The 15,363-nt window shown below is 70.7% G+C and carries 12 protein-coding genes; 6 read left to right on the forward strand and 6 right to left on the reverse strand.

Features of this window, described 5'->3' with window-relative positions:
- Positions 1-33 precede the first annotated feature (33 nt).
- Together AMYNI_RS0100700 and AMYNI_RS0100705 are read right to left on the reverse strand one after the other, a co-directional pair.
- Positions 34-1,062, reverse strand: a complete 1,029-nt coding sequence (locus AMYNI_RS0100700) for a hypothetical protein (RefSeq protein ID WP_020666033.1) — start codon at positions 1,060-1,062, stop codon at positions 34-36.
- 63 nt (positions 1,063-1,125) lie between these two features.
- Positions 1,126-1,698 (reverse strand): TetR/AcrR family transcriptional regulator, encoded by a 573-nt coding sequence (locus AMYNI_RS0100705; protein ID WP_245573840.1) that lies wholly within the window; start codon positions 1,696-1,698, stop codon positions 1,126-1,128.
- 98 nt (positions 1,699-1,796) lie between these two features.
- Between AMYNI_RS0100705 and AMYNI_RS0100710 the strand changes: the two genes are divergently transcribed.
- Entirely contained in the window at positions 1,797-2,615 is an 819-nt protein-coding gene (locus AMYNI_RS0100710) for a maleylpyruvate isomerase family mycothiol-dependent enzyme (RefSeq protein WP_020666035.1), read from the forward strand.
- Positions 2,616-2,619: 4 nt separating this feature from the next.
- Here AMYNI_RS0100710 and AMYNI_RS0100715 read toward each other — a convergent pair whose 3' ends face one another.
- Entirely contained in the window at positions 2,620-3,633 is a 1,014-nt protein-coding gene (locus AMYNI_RS0100715) for a TerC family protein (protein ID WP_020666036.1), read from the reverse strand.
- A 261-nt stretch (positions 3,634-3,894) separates the two neighbouring features.
- Between AMYNI_RS0100715 and AMYNI_RS0100720 the strand changes: the two genes are divergently transcribed.
- Complete coding sequence (locus AMYNI_RS0100720; RefSeq protein WP_020666037.1) at positions 3,895-4,704, forward strand: IclR family transcriptional regulator; 810 nt, start codon at positions 3,895-3,897, stop codon at positions 4,702-4,704.
- Here AMYNI_RS0100720 and AMYNI_RS0100725 read toward each other — a convergent pair.
- Complete coding sequence (locus AMYNI_RS0100725; RefSeq protein ID WP_020666038.1) at positions 4,682-7,564, reverse strand: FAD-binding and (Fe-S)-binding domain-containing protein; 2,883 nt, start codon at positions 7,562-7,564, stop codon at positions 4,682-4,684. The genes AMYNI_RS0100720 and AMYNI_RS0100725 overlap by 23 nt on opposite strands.
- A 165-nt stretch (positions 7,565-7,729) precedes the next feature.
- Between AMYNI_RS0100725 and AMYNI_RS0100730 the strand changes: the two genes are divergently transcribed.
- Positions 7,730-9,004 (forward strand): hydroxyacid-oxoacid transhydrogenase, encoded by a 1,275-nt coding sequence (locus AMYNI_RS0100730; RefSeq protein ID WP_020666039.1) that lies wholly within the window; start codon positions 7,730-7,732, stop codon positions 9,002-9,004.
- A 24-nt stretch (positions 9,005-9,028) separates the two neighbouring features.
- Positions 9,029-10,399, forward strand: coding sequence for an MFS transporter (locus tag AMYNI_RS0100735; RefSeq protein WP_020666040.1), 1,371 nt, complete (start codon positions 9,029-9,031; stop codon positions 10,397-10,399).
- Positions 10,400-10,429: 30 nt separating this feature from the next.
- On the opposite strand, the gene AMYNI_RS0100740 is transcribed toward AMYNI_RS0100735, so the two are convergent.
- The gene (locus AMYNI_RS0100740) at positions 10,430-11,458 is read right to left on the reverse strand and encodes a phosphotransacetylase (protein ID WP_020666041.1); all 1,029 of its coding nucleotides are present in this window, start codon (positions 11,456-11,458) and stop codon (positions 10,430-10,432) included.
- Positions 11,459-11,585: 127 nt separating this feature from the next.
- Here AMYNI_RS0100740 and AMYNI_RS0100745 point away from each other — a divergent pair, with 127 nt between their 5' ends.
- Positions 11,586-12,374, forward strand: a complete 789-nt coding sequence (locus AMYNI_RS0100745; RefSeq protein WP_020666042.1) for an IclR family transcriptional regulator — start codon at positions 11,586-11,588, stop codon at positions 12,372-12,374.
- Here AMYNI_RS0100745 and AMYNI_RS0100750 read toward each other — a convergent pair.
- Positions 12,348-13,688, reverse strand: coding sequence for an MFS transporter (locus tag AMYNI_RS0100750; protein ID WP_084628173.1), 1,341 nt, complete (start codon positions 13,686-13,688; stop codon positions 12,348-12,350). The two genes, AMYNI_RS0100745 and AMYNI_RS0100750, sit on opposite strands and share 27 nt — an antisense overlap.
- A 244-nt stretch (positions 13,689-13,932) precedes the next feature.
- Here AMYNI_RS0100750 and sauS point away from each other — a divergent pair, with 244 nt between their 5' ends.
- Positions 13,933-15,363, forward strand: a complete 1,431-nt coding sequence (sauS, locus tag AMYNI_RS0100755; protein ID WP_040405410.1) for an acylating sulfoacetaldehyde dehydrogenase — start codon at positions 13,933-13,935, stop codon at positions 15,361-15,363.

Consider the following 15,363-nt stretch of genomic DNA (forward strand, 5'->3'; position numbering starts at 1 on the left):
GCGCCGATCGAAATCGACACCGATGCGGGACGCTCAGGAGCAGGTCCAGGTGACGGCCTCTTCGGTGACCGGGCTCGGGTTGCCGCGGAACTGGGCCATTCCGCCGATGCTCCGGCCGTCCGCGCTGAGGGTTTCGGCGTGGTGCAGGTAGCCGGTTCCGCCGTCCGCGGTCGGCAGCGGGAGGACGGTCCCGTCCGCCAGCAGCGCGCCCCGCTGGTCCGGAGTCTGGCCGCTCACCCAGCCGAGTTCGTTGATGTCGTGCGGTTCCTCGATGCCCGTGAGCGCTTCGGCCGCGCCGGTGCCGAGGTTCCAGCGCACCGGGTGGGTACCGCCGCCGAGCACCCACTGCCCGGCGATCTTGACCGCTTCCATCGGCGTTTCGGCCGGGACGCCGTCCGGCCGCGGCAGCGGGGCGCCGGTGCCGTCCTGGCGCCACAGGTAGGCGTCCAGCCCGACCTTGCCGACGATCGTGCCGTCCTCGCCGATGTCCAGCGCCGCACCGGTTTCCTTGCCAGGCATGGGCAGGTCGACCGGCTCGTCCGCGCCGGCGGGCCAGGTCACCGGGACCGGGACGGGCGGTCCGCTGTCGGTGGGCATCTGACGGCTGCCCACCAGCCTGCCCGCGTCGTCGAGCGCGCGGACCGTGCCCCCGCCGACGATCCGGAAGCCGATCTCGGCGTCGTAGGTCCAGGATTCCTCGTCGCCGTCGGCGTTCTCGCGGTTCCCGGCCACCACGCCACCGGCGTTGACGTCGGCCGCCTCGGTGAAGCTCCCGGGGATGTCCACCGTGCTCACCTCGCCGTCGTGCCAGAGGGCGAGGTCGCGGTCCAGGGGCGCCAGGCCCCGGATGACGTGCCCGAGCAAGGGGGTGCCGCCGGGTCCGGAACCCGAAACGGCGCTTCCATTGGTGCCTTCTGGCACCGGCAGCCGCTCGATCGCGCAGGTGGTCGGCGGCGCGGCCGCACCCGCCGACGCCACCGGCAGCGCCACCGGCAGCGCCACCGGCAGCGCCACGAACGCGGTGAGCAGGCCCGCCGTGATCTTCCTCCGAGTCGCCGACATGGTGTCCCCTCTGGTCCGATCGAGCGTTTCCGGCACGACTCTCCCACGGGTTTCCCTGTGCTGTCAGGCGATACCGTGCAACAGGGTGCGCACTACCCGGTCGGCGAGGGCGTCGATCTCGCCGTCATCAGCGCTGTCGGCGCTGTCGTGAAAAGTTTCGTTGATCAGGGCGTAGTAGACGCGGCGCGCCCATGCCGGGTCCACCTCGGCCTTGATCAGGCCCGCGTCCCGGACCCGGCGGAACCAGGCGTCGGACTTCTCGATCAGCTCGGCCTGCAGGGCGGCCACCACCGGGTTCGACGGCGAGAGATGGCTGAAGGCGAACCGCCGACCCAACTTCACCTTGAGCACGTTGACCGTTGCCTGGTGCAGGGCGATCAGCGGGGGCGCCGTGCCGACGCGGCCGGCGTCGACCGCGTCGCTCAGCTGCCGGATAGCGGATTCGGCGATCCCGTCGAGCAGGGCCTCGCGGGTGGCGAACCGGCGGTGCACCGTCGTCCGCGACACTCCGGCGGCCTCGGCCACCTGTTCCATGGTCGCCGCGGGATTGCCCGCGAGCACCCGTTCCGCCGCTTCGAGGATCGTCCGCACGGTTCGTTCCGCATCCGCGCGCAACGGACGGTTGTCACCAGCCACCCCTGGACAGTACCCAACCAGACCCTACTTGAAACAACTTGCCCCACTTGTTGACATAGCTGATACAACTTGTTTCACAAGATCGGAAGGAGACGACCATGCGCCGCGCACCGACGACCGCCTCCCCCAGCCGGGCCGAAATGGCGTCCGCCGCCCGCTCGGCGGCCGAGGAGTTCATCGCGCTCGCCCTCTCCGCACCGGACCCGGAAACGCCGGTGCCGGCGACCCCCGGCTGGTCGGTCACCGACGTGCTCGGGCACGTGTCCGCCGAACCCGCCCGCTATCACGAGCTCGCGCACGGCAGGGGCCGATGGCCGGCGCAGGTCGCCGACCTGCCCGCCTTCAACGCCGAGCAGGTGAGCACGCTGCCCACCCGCGCGCCGGCCGAGCTGGCGGCCCGGCTTCGCGATGGGCTCGACGCCTTCCTGGAGACGATCGAAGGTTTCGGCGACGACCAGCCGCTGATGGACTTCGACGGCGACCAGCGGGTACGGGTGGATCGGTCACTGGGCACACTGATCGGCGAGTTCGTGGTGCACGGCCACGACCTCGCGCGGGCGCTCGGCCGTCCACGGCGGATCAGGCCGGAGCTGGTACCGATGGTCCTCCTCGGCCAGCACCAGGTGATGCCGGGCTGGGTGGACCGGGACCGGACCGCCGGGCACACCGCGACCTACGAGTTCCGGCTGCGCGGACAGGAGACCCACGTCTACGAGTTCCACAATGGACACTTGACGGTGGATCCGCCGCGGCCGGGCCGGATCGACGTGCGCATCAGCGCGGACCCGGTGACCGCCCTGCTGCTCAACTACGGCCGGATCAGGCCGTGGCCCGCCACGCTCACCGGAAAGCTCACCGCATGGGGCCGCCGCCCGTGGCTCGCCGCCGGGCTGGTCACCCGTTTCCTTCCCCCGTGACCGCTCAGCCGCGGTCGGCACTGCCCGCGAGTTCCCGTTCCTCCGCCTGTGCCTGCTTGGCCGAGGTCGAGCGGGAGCGGAGCAGGCTGGCCACGGTGGTCACCGCCAGCACGCCGACGATGATGCCGAGGGACAGCGCGATCCCGATGTGCGGCACCGCGAAATGGATCTCGTCGATGTTGGATCCGTGCAGCGCCTCGATGATCAGCTTCAGCCCGATGAACCCGAGCACCACGGCCAGGCCGTAGTTCAGGTACACCAGGCGTTCGAGCAGCCCGCCGATGACGAAGTAGAGCTGCCGGAGTCCTAGCAGCGCCAGCGCGTTCGCGGTGAACACGATGAAGCCGTTCGTGGTGAGGCCGAAGATCGCGGGAATGGAGTCGAGCGCGAAAACCACGTTGGCGATGCCGAGCGCGGCGACCACCATGATCATCGGGGTGAACAGCCGCCGGCCGCCCACCTTCGTGGTCAGCTTGCCGCCGTCGTAGGAGTCCGAGGTGCGCAGCACCCGTTGCAGGGCACGGACGACGACATTGTCCGGCGTTTCCGTCTCACTTTCGCCACCGCTCTCTTTGGCGACCTTGACCGCGGTGTAGATGAGGAACGCGCCGAAAACGTAGAAGATCCAGTTGAAGGCGCTGAGCGCCGCCGCACCCGCCGCGATGCAGGCACCCCGCAGCACCAGGGAGAGCACGATGCCGATGAACAACACCCGGTGCTGGTGCTCCCTCGGCACCGAGAAGCGCGACATGATGATCACGAACACGAACAGGTTGTCCACCGAGAGGCTGTATTCGGTGACGTATCCGGCGAAGAACTCGGCGCCACTGGTCGGCCCGGCGAAGATGAGCAGCGCCAGACCGAAGAGCACCGCCAGCCCGACGCAGGCCAGCACCCACAGCCCGGCCTCCCTGACCCCGACCTCGCGCGGGCGCCTGCCGACCAGCACGAGGTCGCCGACGATCAGCGCGGTCAGGCCGACCAGGGTGGCGACCCACACCCACACCGGGAAACTCATCGACAAGGCACCTCCAGCGCATGATTCGACCCCGGGATCTCCCGGCGTGAATGAACCCGATAAGTCCGAATTGCATGCAGTATACTGTATGTCACATAGACGATCAAGGACGCGGTTGCCGGAAAACCCTTACCGGACAACATATCCAGCCATTCCGGACAGAACGGCGAAAAGAGGCGCACGGGGAAGATCGGTTTCTTTTCCGCCGCGCTATCCGGTGCGGATAGGCTCGGACCGTCTCGGAAAAGGGAAGGAGCGCGGGTGGCAACCAGGGATCCCGACGCATCACCGGAGGGCGCCGCCCCGCCGGGCACCCAGGCGATCGGCCGCGCGCTGGCCACCCTGAAACTGCTCGCCGAATGCGAGCAGGATCTGACGGTCGCGCGCATCGCGGCAGAGCTCGGCCTGTCCTCCGGCACGGCGAACCGGGTGATCCGCGCCCTCGCCGCGGGCGGGCTGGTCACCCACAACGCGCTGACCGACGGCTACTACCTCGGCACCGGCGCCGTCCTGCTGGGACAGGCCGCGCAGCGCGGTTTCGGCCTCGACCGCGCCCTGCCGGTACTCGAACAGGTCAACGCGGAGACCGAGGAATCGGTGAACCTGGCCGTCCGCGAAGGCACCGAGTCGGTGGTGATGCTCCGCGTCCAGTCCACCCTCCCGCTGCGTTTCGAACAGCACACCGGCGCCCGGTTCCCGTTGTACACCACCGCTTCCGGCAAAGCGATCCTCGCGCACTCGGTGGACACCGAGCAGTACCTCGCCGCGCTGCCAGAGCGGCTGCCCCGGCTGACCGAGCACACCCTGGACACCCCGGCCAAGCTGGCCGAGCAGCTGGAGCAGGTCCGGCGGCGCGGCTACAGCGTGGACGCGGAGGAGAACGTCGCGGGCGTCCGGTGCGTCGGCGCGCCGGTGCTCGATTCCGACGGCCGGGCGCACGCGGCACTGGTCATCCAGGTGCCCACCGTGCGGATGCCGGGCGCGCGGCTGCACGAACTGGGCGCGCGGGCGATGACCGCGGCCAAGGAGATCGCGCAGTTCGTGCCGATCAACCGGAACCTGTCCCGCTGACCCCGAGCGCCCGTGCGGTCAGGGTGGCCAGGTGCACCGGTTCCCGGTCGGTCAGCTGCCTGATCTGGGTGCGGCAGCTGAACCCGTCCGCGTGCACCACCGTCCCGCCGCCCGCCGCCCGCACCGCGGGCAGCAGCTCCTGCTCACCGCAGGCCACCGAGACGTCGTAGTTGCCGCGCTCGAAGCCGAAGTTACCGGCCAGCCCGCAGCAGCCGCCTTCGAGCACGTCGACCTCGCCGGCGACCGCACCGAGCAGTTCCCGGTCGGCGGCGAAACCGAGGTCGGCGTGCTGATGGCAGTGCACCTGGGTGAGCACCCGCTCGGCTGCGGGGGCACGACCGCGACGCACGAAGTTTTCGCCCACCTGCTCGGCGAAGGTCCGCACGCACGCGGCCAGAGCCGGCACGCGGGGATCGTCGGGCAGCAGTTCCGCGGCGTCGGTGCGCAGCATCGCGGTGCAGCTCGGTTCCAGTCCGATCACCGGGATCCCGCGCTCCAGCCAGGGTTCCAGCACGTCCAGGGTGCGCAGCAGCTTCTTGCGCGCGGTCGAGAGCTGTCCGGTGCTGTACCAGGTCAGTCCACAGCAGACCGGTTTGGCCGGCAGGTGCACCTGGTGGCCCAGCTCCTCCAGCACGGCCACCGCGTCCCGCCCGGTGCCGGGATCGAAGTGGTTGGTGAAGGTGTCGGGCCAGAGCACCACCGGTTCTCCCCCGGCTTCTCCCCCGGCGCGGCCGCGCCACCAGCCGCGCAGGGTCTGCCCGGCCAGTCGCGGGATATCGCGCTCGGCCGCGATTCCGCCCACCCGCTTGAGCAGCGGGGCCAGCGGTGAGCCGGTGACCGCGTTGACCGCACGCGGCAGCAGTGCCCCCGCCCGCAGCCAGCGGGGCAGCGCGCCCATGCCGTAGTGCGACATCGGCCTCGGGCGGTTTTCGTAGTACCTGCTGAGGAACTCGGTCTTGTACGCGGCCATGTCCACGCCGACCGGGCAGTCCGTCTTGCAGCCCTTGCAGCCGAGGCAGCCGTCCAGCGCCTCCTTGACCTCGGGCGAGCGCCAACCTTCGGTCACCACCTCCCCGGCGAGCATCTCGAACAGCAGCCGGGAACGGCCGCGCGTCGAATGCTGCTCCTCACCGGTGGCGCGGTAGCTGGGGCACATCACGCCGCCGGAGGGGGCGAGGCATTTGCCGACGCCGACGCAGCGGCGGGTCGCCGCGGCGAAGTCCCCGCCATCGGCGTGCAGCGCCAGCCGCGCGCGGGTGGGCAGCACCGGCGGGGCCACCAACGGCCGCAGGTCGGCGTCCAGCGGCGCCGGGTCCACCACGCGACGGGGGTTCATCCTGCCTTCCGGGTCGAAGGCGGACTTGAACTCGCGGAAGGCGCTGATGATCTTCGGCGGGAACATCTTCGGCAGCAGTTCCGCGCGGGCCTGCCCGTCCCCGTGCTCGCCGGACAGCGATCCACCGTGCGCCACCACCAGATCCGCCGCCTCGGTCAGGAAGCTCCGGTACCGCTGCCGGGCATCCGCGGCGGTGAACGGGAAATCGATGCGCACGTGCAGGCACCCGTCGCCGAAATGGCCGTAGATCGCGCCGCGCCTGCCGTGCCCCTCCAGCAGTTTTTCGAACTCCCGCAGGTACTGCCCGAGCCGCTCCGGCGGCACCGCCGCGTCCTCCCAGCCCGACCACGCCTCCGAACCGTCCGCCAGCCTGGTCGCCAGTCCCGCGCCCTCCTCCCTGATCCGCCACAGGGCACGACGGCGAGCCGGGTCGGTGACCACCAGCGCGCTGGCGCCAACCTGCGGCGCCAGCGCCGCCACCTGCCTGGCCCGTTCGGCGGCCTCTTCCTCGGTGTCACCACCGGTTTCGAGGTAGAGCCATGCGTCCCCCGCGGGCAGCCCGGCGTCGGCGGCCGCGGCACCGCGGCGAGCGCGCAGGGCCGCCACGATCTGCCCGTCGATGCCCTCCACGGTGAGCACCGGCAGGTCGCGCAACGCGGGCACGGCGTCCGCGGCGCTCACGTTGTCCGCGAAGCCCAGCACCGCCATCGAGCGCACCGCGGGCGCGGCCACCAGGTCCACGGTCGCGCTCAGCAGGGTCGCGCAGGTGCCCTCGCTGCCGACCAGCGCCCGCGCCAGGTTCCGGCCGTTTTCCGGCAGCAGGGCGTCCAGGTTGTAGCCGGAAACCCGCCGCGGCAGGGCGGGGAAGGCGGCGCGGATCAGGTCGGCGTCCCGTTCGGACAGTGCGGCCAGCTCGCGGTAGAGCGCGCCGACCCTGTCCTCGCGGGCGCACCGCCGCGCCAGCTCTTCCTCGCTGGTGGGACCGACTTCGAGCACGGTGCCGTCCGCCAGCGCGATCTCCAGCGAGCGCACGTTGTCTGCCGTCTTTCCCCAGGCCACCGAGTGCGAGCCGCAGGCGTTGTTGCCGATCATCCCGCCGAGCGTGCACCGGCTGTGCGTGGACGGGTCCGGGCCGAAAGTCAGGCCGTGCGGTGCGGCGGCGGCCCGCAGCTGGTCGAGGACGAGGCCGGGCTGCACCCGTGCGACGGCGCGCGCCGGGTCGAGTTCGAGCACCTGGTTCAGGTGCCGGGTGAAGTCGAGGACGACCGCGGTGTTCGCCGCCTGCCCCCCGATGCTGGTGCCCGCGCCGCGCGGCAACACCGGCAGGCCCCGCTGCGCGCAGACGTCGAGCGCCGCCAGCACGTCGGCGTTCGAACGCGGCGCCACCACCGCGATCGGCACGTGCCGGTAGTTGGACGCGTCCGTGGAGTACATCGCGCGGGTCGCGTCGTCCACCCGCACCTCGCCGGCGACCACCCCGGACAGCGCGCTCTCCAGCTCGTCGATTTCCCTTGCCGCAGCCACCAATTCGGGCTCCCGTCTGCTTCGGACTCCGTCGCCGGCGCGCGATCCGGTCTTTACGAACGCCGCCATGGCACCTACCGTGGTCTGCCACATAGTGGTTGCCCCTCCCACATAGTGTCAATGGCCGGGGCGTCGCCACCCATCACCGATGATTGGAGCCCGTCGATGGAGCCGGACATCCACCGCAACGAGAGCGTGTTCACCTGGGCAGCACCCCCGCTGAAGTTCGGCGCGGGCGCGCTCGACGAGATCGGCGCCGAGGCCGCGGCGACCGGCGCGACCTCCTGCCTGGTGCTCACCGACCCCGGGGTACGGGAGACCGGGATTCCCGACCAGGTGCGGCACAGCCTCACCGCGGCCGGGCTCAAGGCCGAGGTCTTCGACCAGGTCGGGGTCGAGCCGACCGACCAGAGCATCGCCGAGGCGATCGCCTACGCACGGGAACAGGAGTGGGACTGCTTCGTCGCGGTCGGCGGCGGTTCGGCCATGGACACCGCCAAGGCGGTCAACCTGCTTACCACCCACCCGGGTGAGCTACTGGATTTCGTCACCCCGCCGATCGGGGGCGGAAAGGCGCCGTGGCTCCCGCTGAAGCCGCTGATCGCGGTGCCCACCACGGCCGGCACCGGCTCCGAGTCGACGACCATCTGCGTGATCGACTTCCTCGGCCTGCACCTGAAGGCCGGGGTGAGCCACCCGAAGCTGCGCCCATCGCTCGCGGTGGTCGACCCGCGCACCCTGCTCACCCTGCCTCCGGAGGTGACCGCGGCCAGCGGGATGGACGTGCTGTCGCACGCGCTGGAGAGCTACACGGCGATCCGCTACGACGCCAAGGCCGCACCGCCGGAACCGATGCGCAGGCCGGCGTTCTGCGGCTCGAACCCGATCAGCGACGTGTGGTGCGAAATGGCGCTGAGCCTGGTCGGCAAGCATCTGCGGGCCGCCGTGTGCAACGGCCGCGACCTGCACGCACGGACCCAGATGGCGCTGGCCTCCACCTACGCCGGCACCGGGTTCGGCAACGCGGGCACCCATCTGCCGCACGCGAACGCCTACCCGGTGGCCGGTGCGGTCAAGGACTACCGGGCCGCCGGCTATCCCGCGATGCCGATGGTCCCGCACGGGCAGGCCGTCTCGGCCACCGCCGCCGCGGTGTTCCGCTGGACCTACCCCGCCGACCCCGCCCGGCACCTCCGTGCGGCGGAACTGCTGTCGGGGCAGACCTTCACCAGGACCGACGGCGCGGACGCGCTGGCCGGGGTGCTCACCGAGCTGATGGCGGACATCGGCATGCCCTCCGGGCTGCGCAGCTTCGGCTACGGCGAGCAGGACATCGACACCCTGGTGGACGGCACCCTCAAGCAGACCCGCCAGCTGGCGGTGGTGCCGCGGCCGCTGGACAGGGCGGCCGCCGAACGGATCTTCCTGCAGTCCCTGTGACCGCCCTAGCCGAGGAGCACGGACATGACAGGAACACCGGACAACGCACAGAAGGAACAAAAGAATCGCCGCGAACTGCGCACCGTCGTCGCCTCCAGCATCATCGGCACGACCGTCGAGTGGTACGACTTCTTCCTCTACGGCACCGCGGCCGGCACGGTCTTCAACACGCTCTACTTTCCCAGTGACGACCCGCTGATCGGCACGCTGCTGTCGTTCACCACCTTCGCGCTCGGCTTCGTGGCGCGGCCGATCGGCGGCCTGATCTTCGGGCACATCGGGGACCGCGTCGGCCGCAAGAAGACACTGGTGGCGACCATGCTCATCATGGGCGTGGCCACCTGCGCGATCGGCCTGGTGCCGACCTACGCCTCGATCGGCGTGGCCGCCCCGATCATCCTGGTGCTGCTGCGGCTGGCCCAGGGCGTTGCCATCGGCGGCGAATGGGGCGGGGCCGTGCTGATGTCGGTCGAATACGCCCCTCGCGGCAAACGGGGGCTGTACGGCAGTTTCCCGCAGGTCGGGCTGGCACTCGGGCTCACCCTGGGCACCGGGGTGTTCGCCGGCCTGAACGCCGCGATGAGCAGCACCGCCTTTCTCGCCTGGGGCTGGCGGATCGCGTTCGGCCTGTCCGCGATCCTGGTGCTGGTCGGGATGTTCATCCGGCTCAAGGTGATCGAGACCCCGGCGTTCCGGAAGATGGAGGAGCACAAGGCCAAGGCCACCGTGCCGGTAGTGGAACTGGCCAGGAACCCGTTGTCGCGCAGGCATGTGCTGCTGGGCATGGGCAGCAGGCTGAGCGAGGGCGTCGCCTTCAACACCTGGGCGGTGTTCGCAATCTCCTACGGCACCGGGACCCTCGGTATGCAACGGCAGCCGCTGCTGCTCGGGGTGATGGCCGCGGCGCTGGTGATGCTGGCGTTCATCCCGGTGTTCGGCCGGGCCTCGGACCGGTTCGGCCGACGGCGGGTGTTCACCGCCGGCGCGGTGCTCACCGGAGTGGTGAGCTTTCCGGCACTGGCCATGCTGCACACCGGGCATCCGCTGGTGACCGGGATCGGGATCGTGGTGGTGCTGGGCGTCTGCTATCCGATGATGTACGGGCCGCAAGCGGCGTTGTACTCCGAGCTGTTCCCAACTCCGGTCCGCTGCACCGGCATCTCGTTCGTGTACCAGTTCTCCGGGATCTTCGCCTCCGGGCTGACCCCGCTGTTCCTGTCCTACCTGGTGGGCCAGGCCGGCGGCGGTTACGGGCTGGTGCTGGCCTACCTGTTCGTGGCGACCGCGATCAGCGCGGTGTGCACCCTCGCCATCCGGCGCCGCGACCTGTTCACCGAGGACGTCGATGCCGGGCACGAACAGCTGCGGAATGCCCGGAATGCCACTGCTGCCTGAACCAGTTTCCACCGGAAGGCGGGTGAGCCCTCACCCGCCTTCCGGTGCGCAGCCGAGTGCCTGCACGGCGCTGACCACGGCCATGGTCTCGATGTCCTCCGCCGAGCAGCCGCGCGAGAGGTCGTTCAGGGGCAGCCGGAGGCCCTGCAGGACCGGGCCGAGCGCGGTCGCGCCGCCGAACCGCTCGGCGATCTTGTACCCGATGTTCCCGGCGTCCAGATTGGGGAACACCAGGATGTTCGCCTGTCCCGCCACCGCCGAGCCCGGCGCTTTCGCGGCCCCCACCGCGGCCACGACGGCGGCGTCGAGCTGAAGTTCACCGTCCACCACCAGTTCCGGTGCGCGCCGGCGCACCAGTTCCGTCGCCGCCCGCACCTTGTCCACGCTGGCGTGGCTGGCACTGCCCTGCGTGGAGAACGAGAGCATCGCGAGCATCGGGTCCGTCTCGGTGAGGGTACGGAACGAACCCGCGGTGGCGACCGCGATGTCCGCGAGCTGGGCGGCGTCCGGGTCGGGTACCACCGCGCAGTCGGCGAACGCGACCACCTTGCCGCCGGCGAGCATCATCAGGAACAGGCTGCTGACATTGGCCACCCCGGTCCGCAGCCCGACCACCCGGAGGCCGGCGCGCAGCACGTCCGCGGTCGGCCGCGTCGCACCGGCCACACAGGACTCCAGCAGGCCGGCCCGAAGTGCCGCTGCGGCCAGGTACAACGGGTCCCGTTCGGCGGCGGGCAGCCCGGCGGCGCGGCGTCCGGCGAAACCGGCGCGCAGGGCCTGTGCCACGTCCTCGCGCACGGCCAGGACCCCCGTGTCGGACACCAGCTCGGCGGGCAGGCGGACGCCGAGCGACTCGGCCGCGGCGCGGATTCGCGCGGCGTCACCGATCAGCCGGGGCCGTACCAGGCCGGCCTCGTGCAGCCGCAGCGCCGCGGTGATCACCCGTTCGTCGGTGGCGTCCGGGAGCCCGATGCGCAGGCCACGACCGGCGATCCGCCGCCGCCATCCGGCGAGCAGTCCAGCCGCCGGGCTGCCTTCGGGTTCGGTCACCGCGCTCATCCTCCAGCCCCCATCGATCTATTCCATAATATAGAAGCTACTTCCAACTTCGGAACCTAAGCCAGGGCGTGCCCGCTGTCAACGAGCGGGTAAGCTACTTCCAACATGTGACAGGAAGGAGCCGGCCTTGAGCACAACCGCCGAGAACGGCCGCGTGGTCGGCGCCCAGACCGTCGCCAGGGCGTTCGCCGTGCTGCGGCTCTTCCGGGACCATCAAGGCGATCTGGGGGTCGGCGCCGTCTCGAAGGAGCTCGGGCTCAACCTCAGCACCACGCACCGGATCGTGCGGGCGCTGGTCGCCGAGGGCTACCTGGCGCAGAACGAGGAGAACGAGCGGTACTACCTGGGCACCGCCGCGCTGCTGCTCGGCCAGGCCGCGCATCACAACTTCGGCCTCGACGTGGTGTACCCGGTCCTGCAGGAGCTCGGGAACGTCACCGGCGAGTCGGTCAACCTCGGTGTGCTCGCCGGCGACTCGGCCGTGGTGGTGGAGCGGATCGAGTCCGCGCAGCCGCTCCGGTTCACCCAGCCGCCGGGCACTCGGGTGCCGCTGCACGCGTCCTCGATGGGCAAGGCGCTGCTGGCGTTCAACCGCGAGGTCGAGGTCCGCACCCTCAAGGGCGTCAGCCGGCTCACCCGGATCACCGCCAAGACCCACGCGACCGCACGAAGCCTGCGGTCCGACCTCGAGGCCATCCGGGCCCGCGGCTGGAGCACCGACGACGAGGAGTCCACCATCGGCGTGCGCTGCGCCGGTGCGCCCATCTGCGACAACGCCGGAGTGGCCAGGGCGGCGATCGCGGTGCAGGCCCCCGCGGTGCGGGTGCCGGACGAGCGTTTCGACGAGCTCGGCCCGCTCGTCGCGTCGGCGGCCAAGGAGATCTCGGCACTACTGCCGCCCGGGCACAGTTTCTGACTCCTCCGACGGCGGCAGCGCGTTGGCCGGGTCGATCCGGAGCGCGGTCAGCCCGCCCACCAGCAGCAGCCCGGCGGACACCAGGAACGAGACGACCCAGCCGCCGGTCCGGTCCACCAGCAGGCCGAAGATCGCCGGCGACAGCACCCCGGCGAGGCCGAAGCCGGTGTTCATCACCCCGCCCGCGGTACCGGCGTGCTCGGGCGCGAGGTCCATCGGGACGGCCCAGAGCACCGGGTTGGTCATCTCCAGGAAGAAGAACGCGAGCGCCAGGCAGACCGTCACCAGCACGAGCTGGTGCACGAACAGGGTCGGCAGCACGAACAGGAACGAGCCGAACAGGCCGCACACCAGCACCGAGCGGCGGGCCAGCCGCAGGCTGCCGGTCCGCCGCAGCAGGCCGTCGGTGAGCACCCCGCCCAGCACGTCGCCGATCACGCCGGCGACCAGCACCAGCGCGCTGAACAGGGCGAACTTCGACAGCGCCAGGCCGTAACTGCCGGCGAAGAAGGACGGGATCCAGCTGAGGTAGACCCAGAGCATCCATCCGTAGCAGAAGTCGACGAAGGTCAGCGGCAGCACTCTGCGCAGCAATGCACGCCATGGCACCGGCGGCCGCACGTCGGCCCGCTGGTGCGCGGAAAGTTCCGCCAGTTCGGCCTCGGTCATCCGCGGGTGGTCGGCTGGCCGGTCGCGGTAGCCCCGCACCCAGGCCACCGCCCAGCACAGGCTGACCGCGCCGAGCAACCAGAAGGACGCGCGCCAGTCGAACAGCGCGATGATCCCGGCGACGACGAGTGGTGCGACGGCGTTGCCCAGCCTGGCGAAGGCGTGCGTGATGCCCTGCCCGAAGCCGCGCTGATCGGCGGGCAGCCAGCGCGCCATCGCCTGGGTGGCCCCGGGAAAGGCGGCGCCCTCGCCGAAACCCAGCGCGAGCCTGGCCGCGAACAGGGTGGCCAGTCCGGTGGCGAAGCCGGTGCAGGCGGTGGCCACCGCCCAGACGACGCCGACGATCGCCAGCAGCCGGCGCGGTCCGATCCGGTCGGCGAGCACCCCGCCGAAGATCTGGAAGAACGCGTACGGGATCGCGAACGCGGACATCACCAGGCCGAGCTGGGTGTTCGACAGGCCGAGGTCCTCGCGGATGAACGGCGCCGCGGTGGAGATGTTCACGCGATCGACGTAGGTGATGAAGTACATGCCGCACAGCAGGAGCAGCACCCGCCCGCGTACCCGGCCCCGGAAGGCCGTCAGCACCCCGCCTCGCCCCGCCGGACCGGACCGTCCTGATCGCGCTTTCGCTTGCTGGACCATCGAACTCACCACCCTGTGAGGTGCCCGACGCGGGCACTGTGGTTCAGGCATATTCCATTAATTGGAATCGAATGCCAGATAACGCTAGGTCTGGACTCGTGGCGTGTCAACCGTCACACCGCCGCCGCGCCGTTGACACCGCCCGCGCCCGGCTTCTAACTTGATTGAGATCGGATACCACAATGTGAAATGGACGTCGCAGCGTCGCGACGACGCGCGGCCACGTCAGGAGAGGACGCGGTCCATGTCCGGCAATCCGGCAACGGCGGTACCAGCATCGGAAGAAGCGCGATCCACCGTGGCGGCGCTGATCGACCGGGCCCGCGCCGCCCAGCGCGTGGCCGAAACCTTTGACCAGCAACAGATCGACGACCTGGTCGCGGGGGCCGCCTGGGCCATCTACCGGCCGGACCGGGCCCGCGCGCTGGCCGAGCTCGCGGTCGCCGCCACCGGCCTCGGCAACGTCGAGGACAAGATCGCGAAGAACCGGCGCAAGACCATGGGCACGCTGCGCGATCTCGCGGCGGCCAGGTCGGTGGGTGTGGTCGAGGAACGCCCCGAGGACGGGATCGTGTGCTACGCCAAGCCGGTCGGTGTGGTCGCGGCGGTGTGCCCGTCCACCAACCCCGCGGCCACCCCGGCGAACAAGACCATGATGGCGCTCAAGGGCGGCAACGCGGTGGTGCTCTCCCCCTCCCCCAAGGGCGCCTCGACCTGCGGGCTGCTCGTCGAGTACCTGCACGCCGAGTTCGACAAGGTCGGCGCGCCCCGAGATCTGGTGCAGTACCTGGAAAAGCCGAGCAAGGAGCTGACCGCCGAGCTGATGCGTCAGTCCGATCTGGTGGTGGTCACCGGCTCCCAGCGCAACGTCCGGCAGGCCTACCGCAGCGGTACACCGGCGATCGGCGTCGGCGCGGGGAATGCGCCGGTGATCGTGGACGAGAGCGCCGACGTCCGCGACGCCGCGGAGAAGATCAGGCGCAGCAAGACTTTCGACCACGCGACGAGCTGCTCTTCGGAGAACTCGGTGCACCTCCACGACGCCCGCTACGACGAGACGATCGAGGCGTTGCGCGCCGAGGGCGGCTATCTGCTCGACGAGGAGGAGAAACAGCGGCTGCGCGCGGTGATGTGGCCCGAGGGCAAGCTGAGTCCGGCGATCACCGCGCAGGCGCCGGGGAAGATCGCCGCGCTGGCTGGCCTGGACGCACCCGAGGCGCGGGCGGCGCGGTTCTTCATGGTCGCCGAAGACGGTGTCGGCTCGGACCATCCCTTCAGCGGGGAGAAGCTGTCCGTGGTGCTCACCGTGTACCGGTTCGGCGAGCTCGACGAGTGCCTCGACCGGATCCAGCGGCTGCTCGACTTCCAGGGCGCCGGGCATTCCTGCGGTATCCACACCGGTGTCCCGGCCCGCGCCGAGGAGGTCGCGCGGCGGCTTCGCGTGGCCCGCGTGCTGGTCAACCAGGCGCACTGCTTCGGCACCGGAGGCGGGTTCGACAACGGGCTCGGCTTCACCCTCACCATGGGCGCGGGCACCTGGGCCGGCAACAGCATCAGCGACAACCTGTCCTATCGCGACTTCCTCAACTTCACCAGGCTCGCCACGGTCATCCCGCCGCGCGAGCCGAGCGAGCAGCAGCTCTGGGGACGCTACCTCGAACAATACGGCCGGTGA

It is taken from the genome of Amycolatopsis nigrescens CSC17Ta-90 (assembly GCF_000384315.1).
GTDB lineage: Bacteria > Actinomycetota > Actinomycetes > Mycobacteriales > Pseudonocardiaceae > Amycolatopsis > Amycolatopsis nigrescens.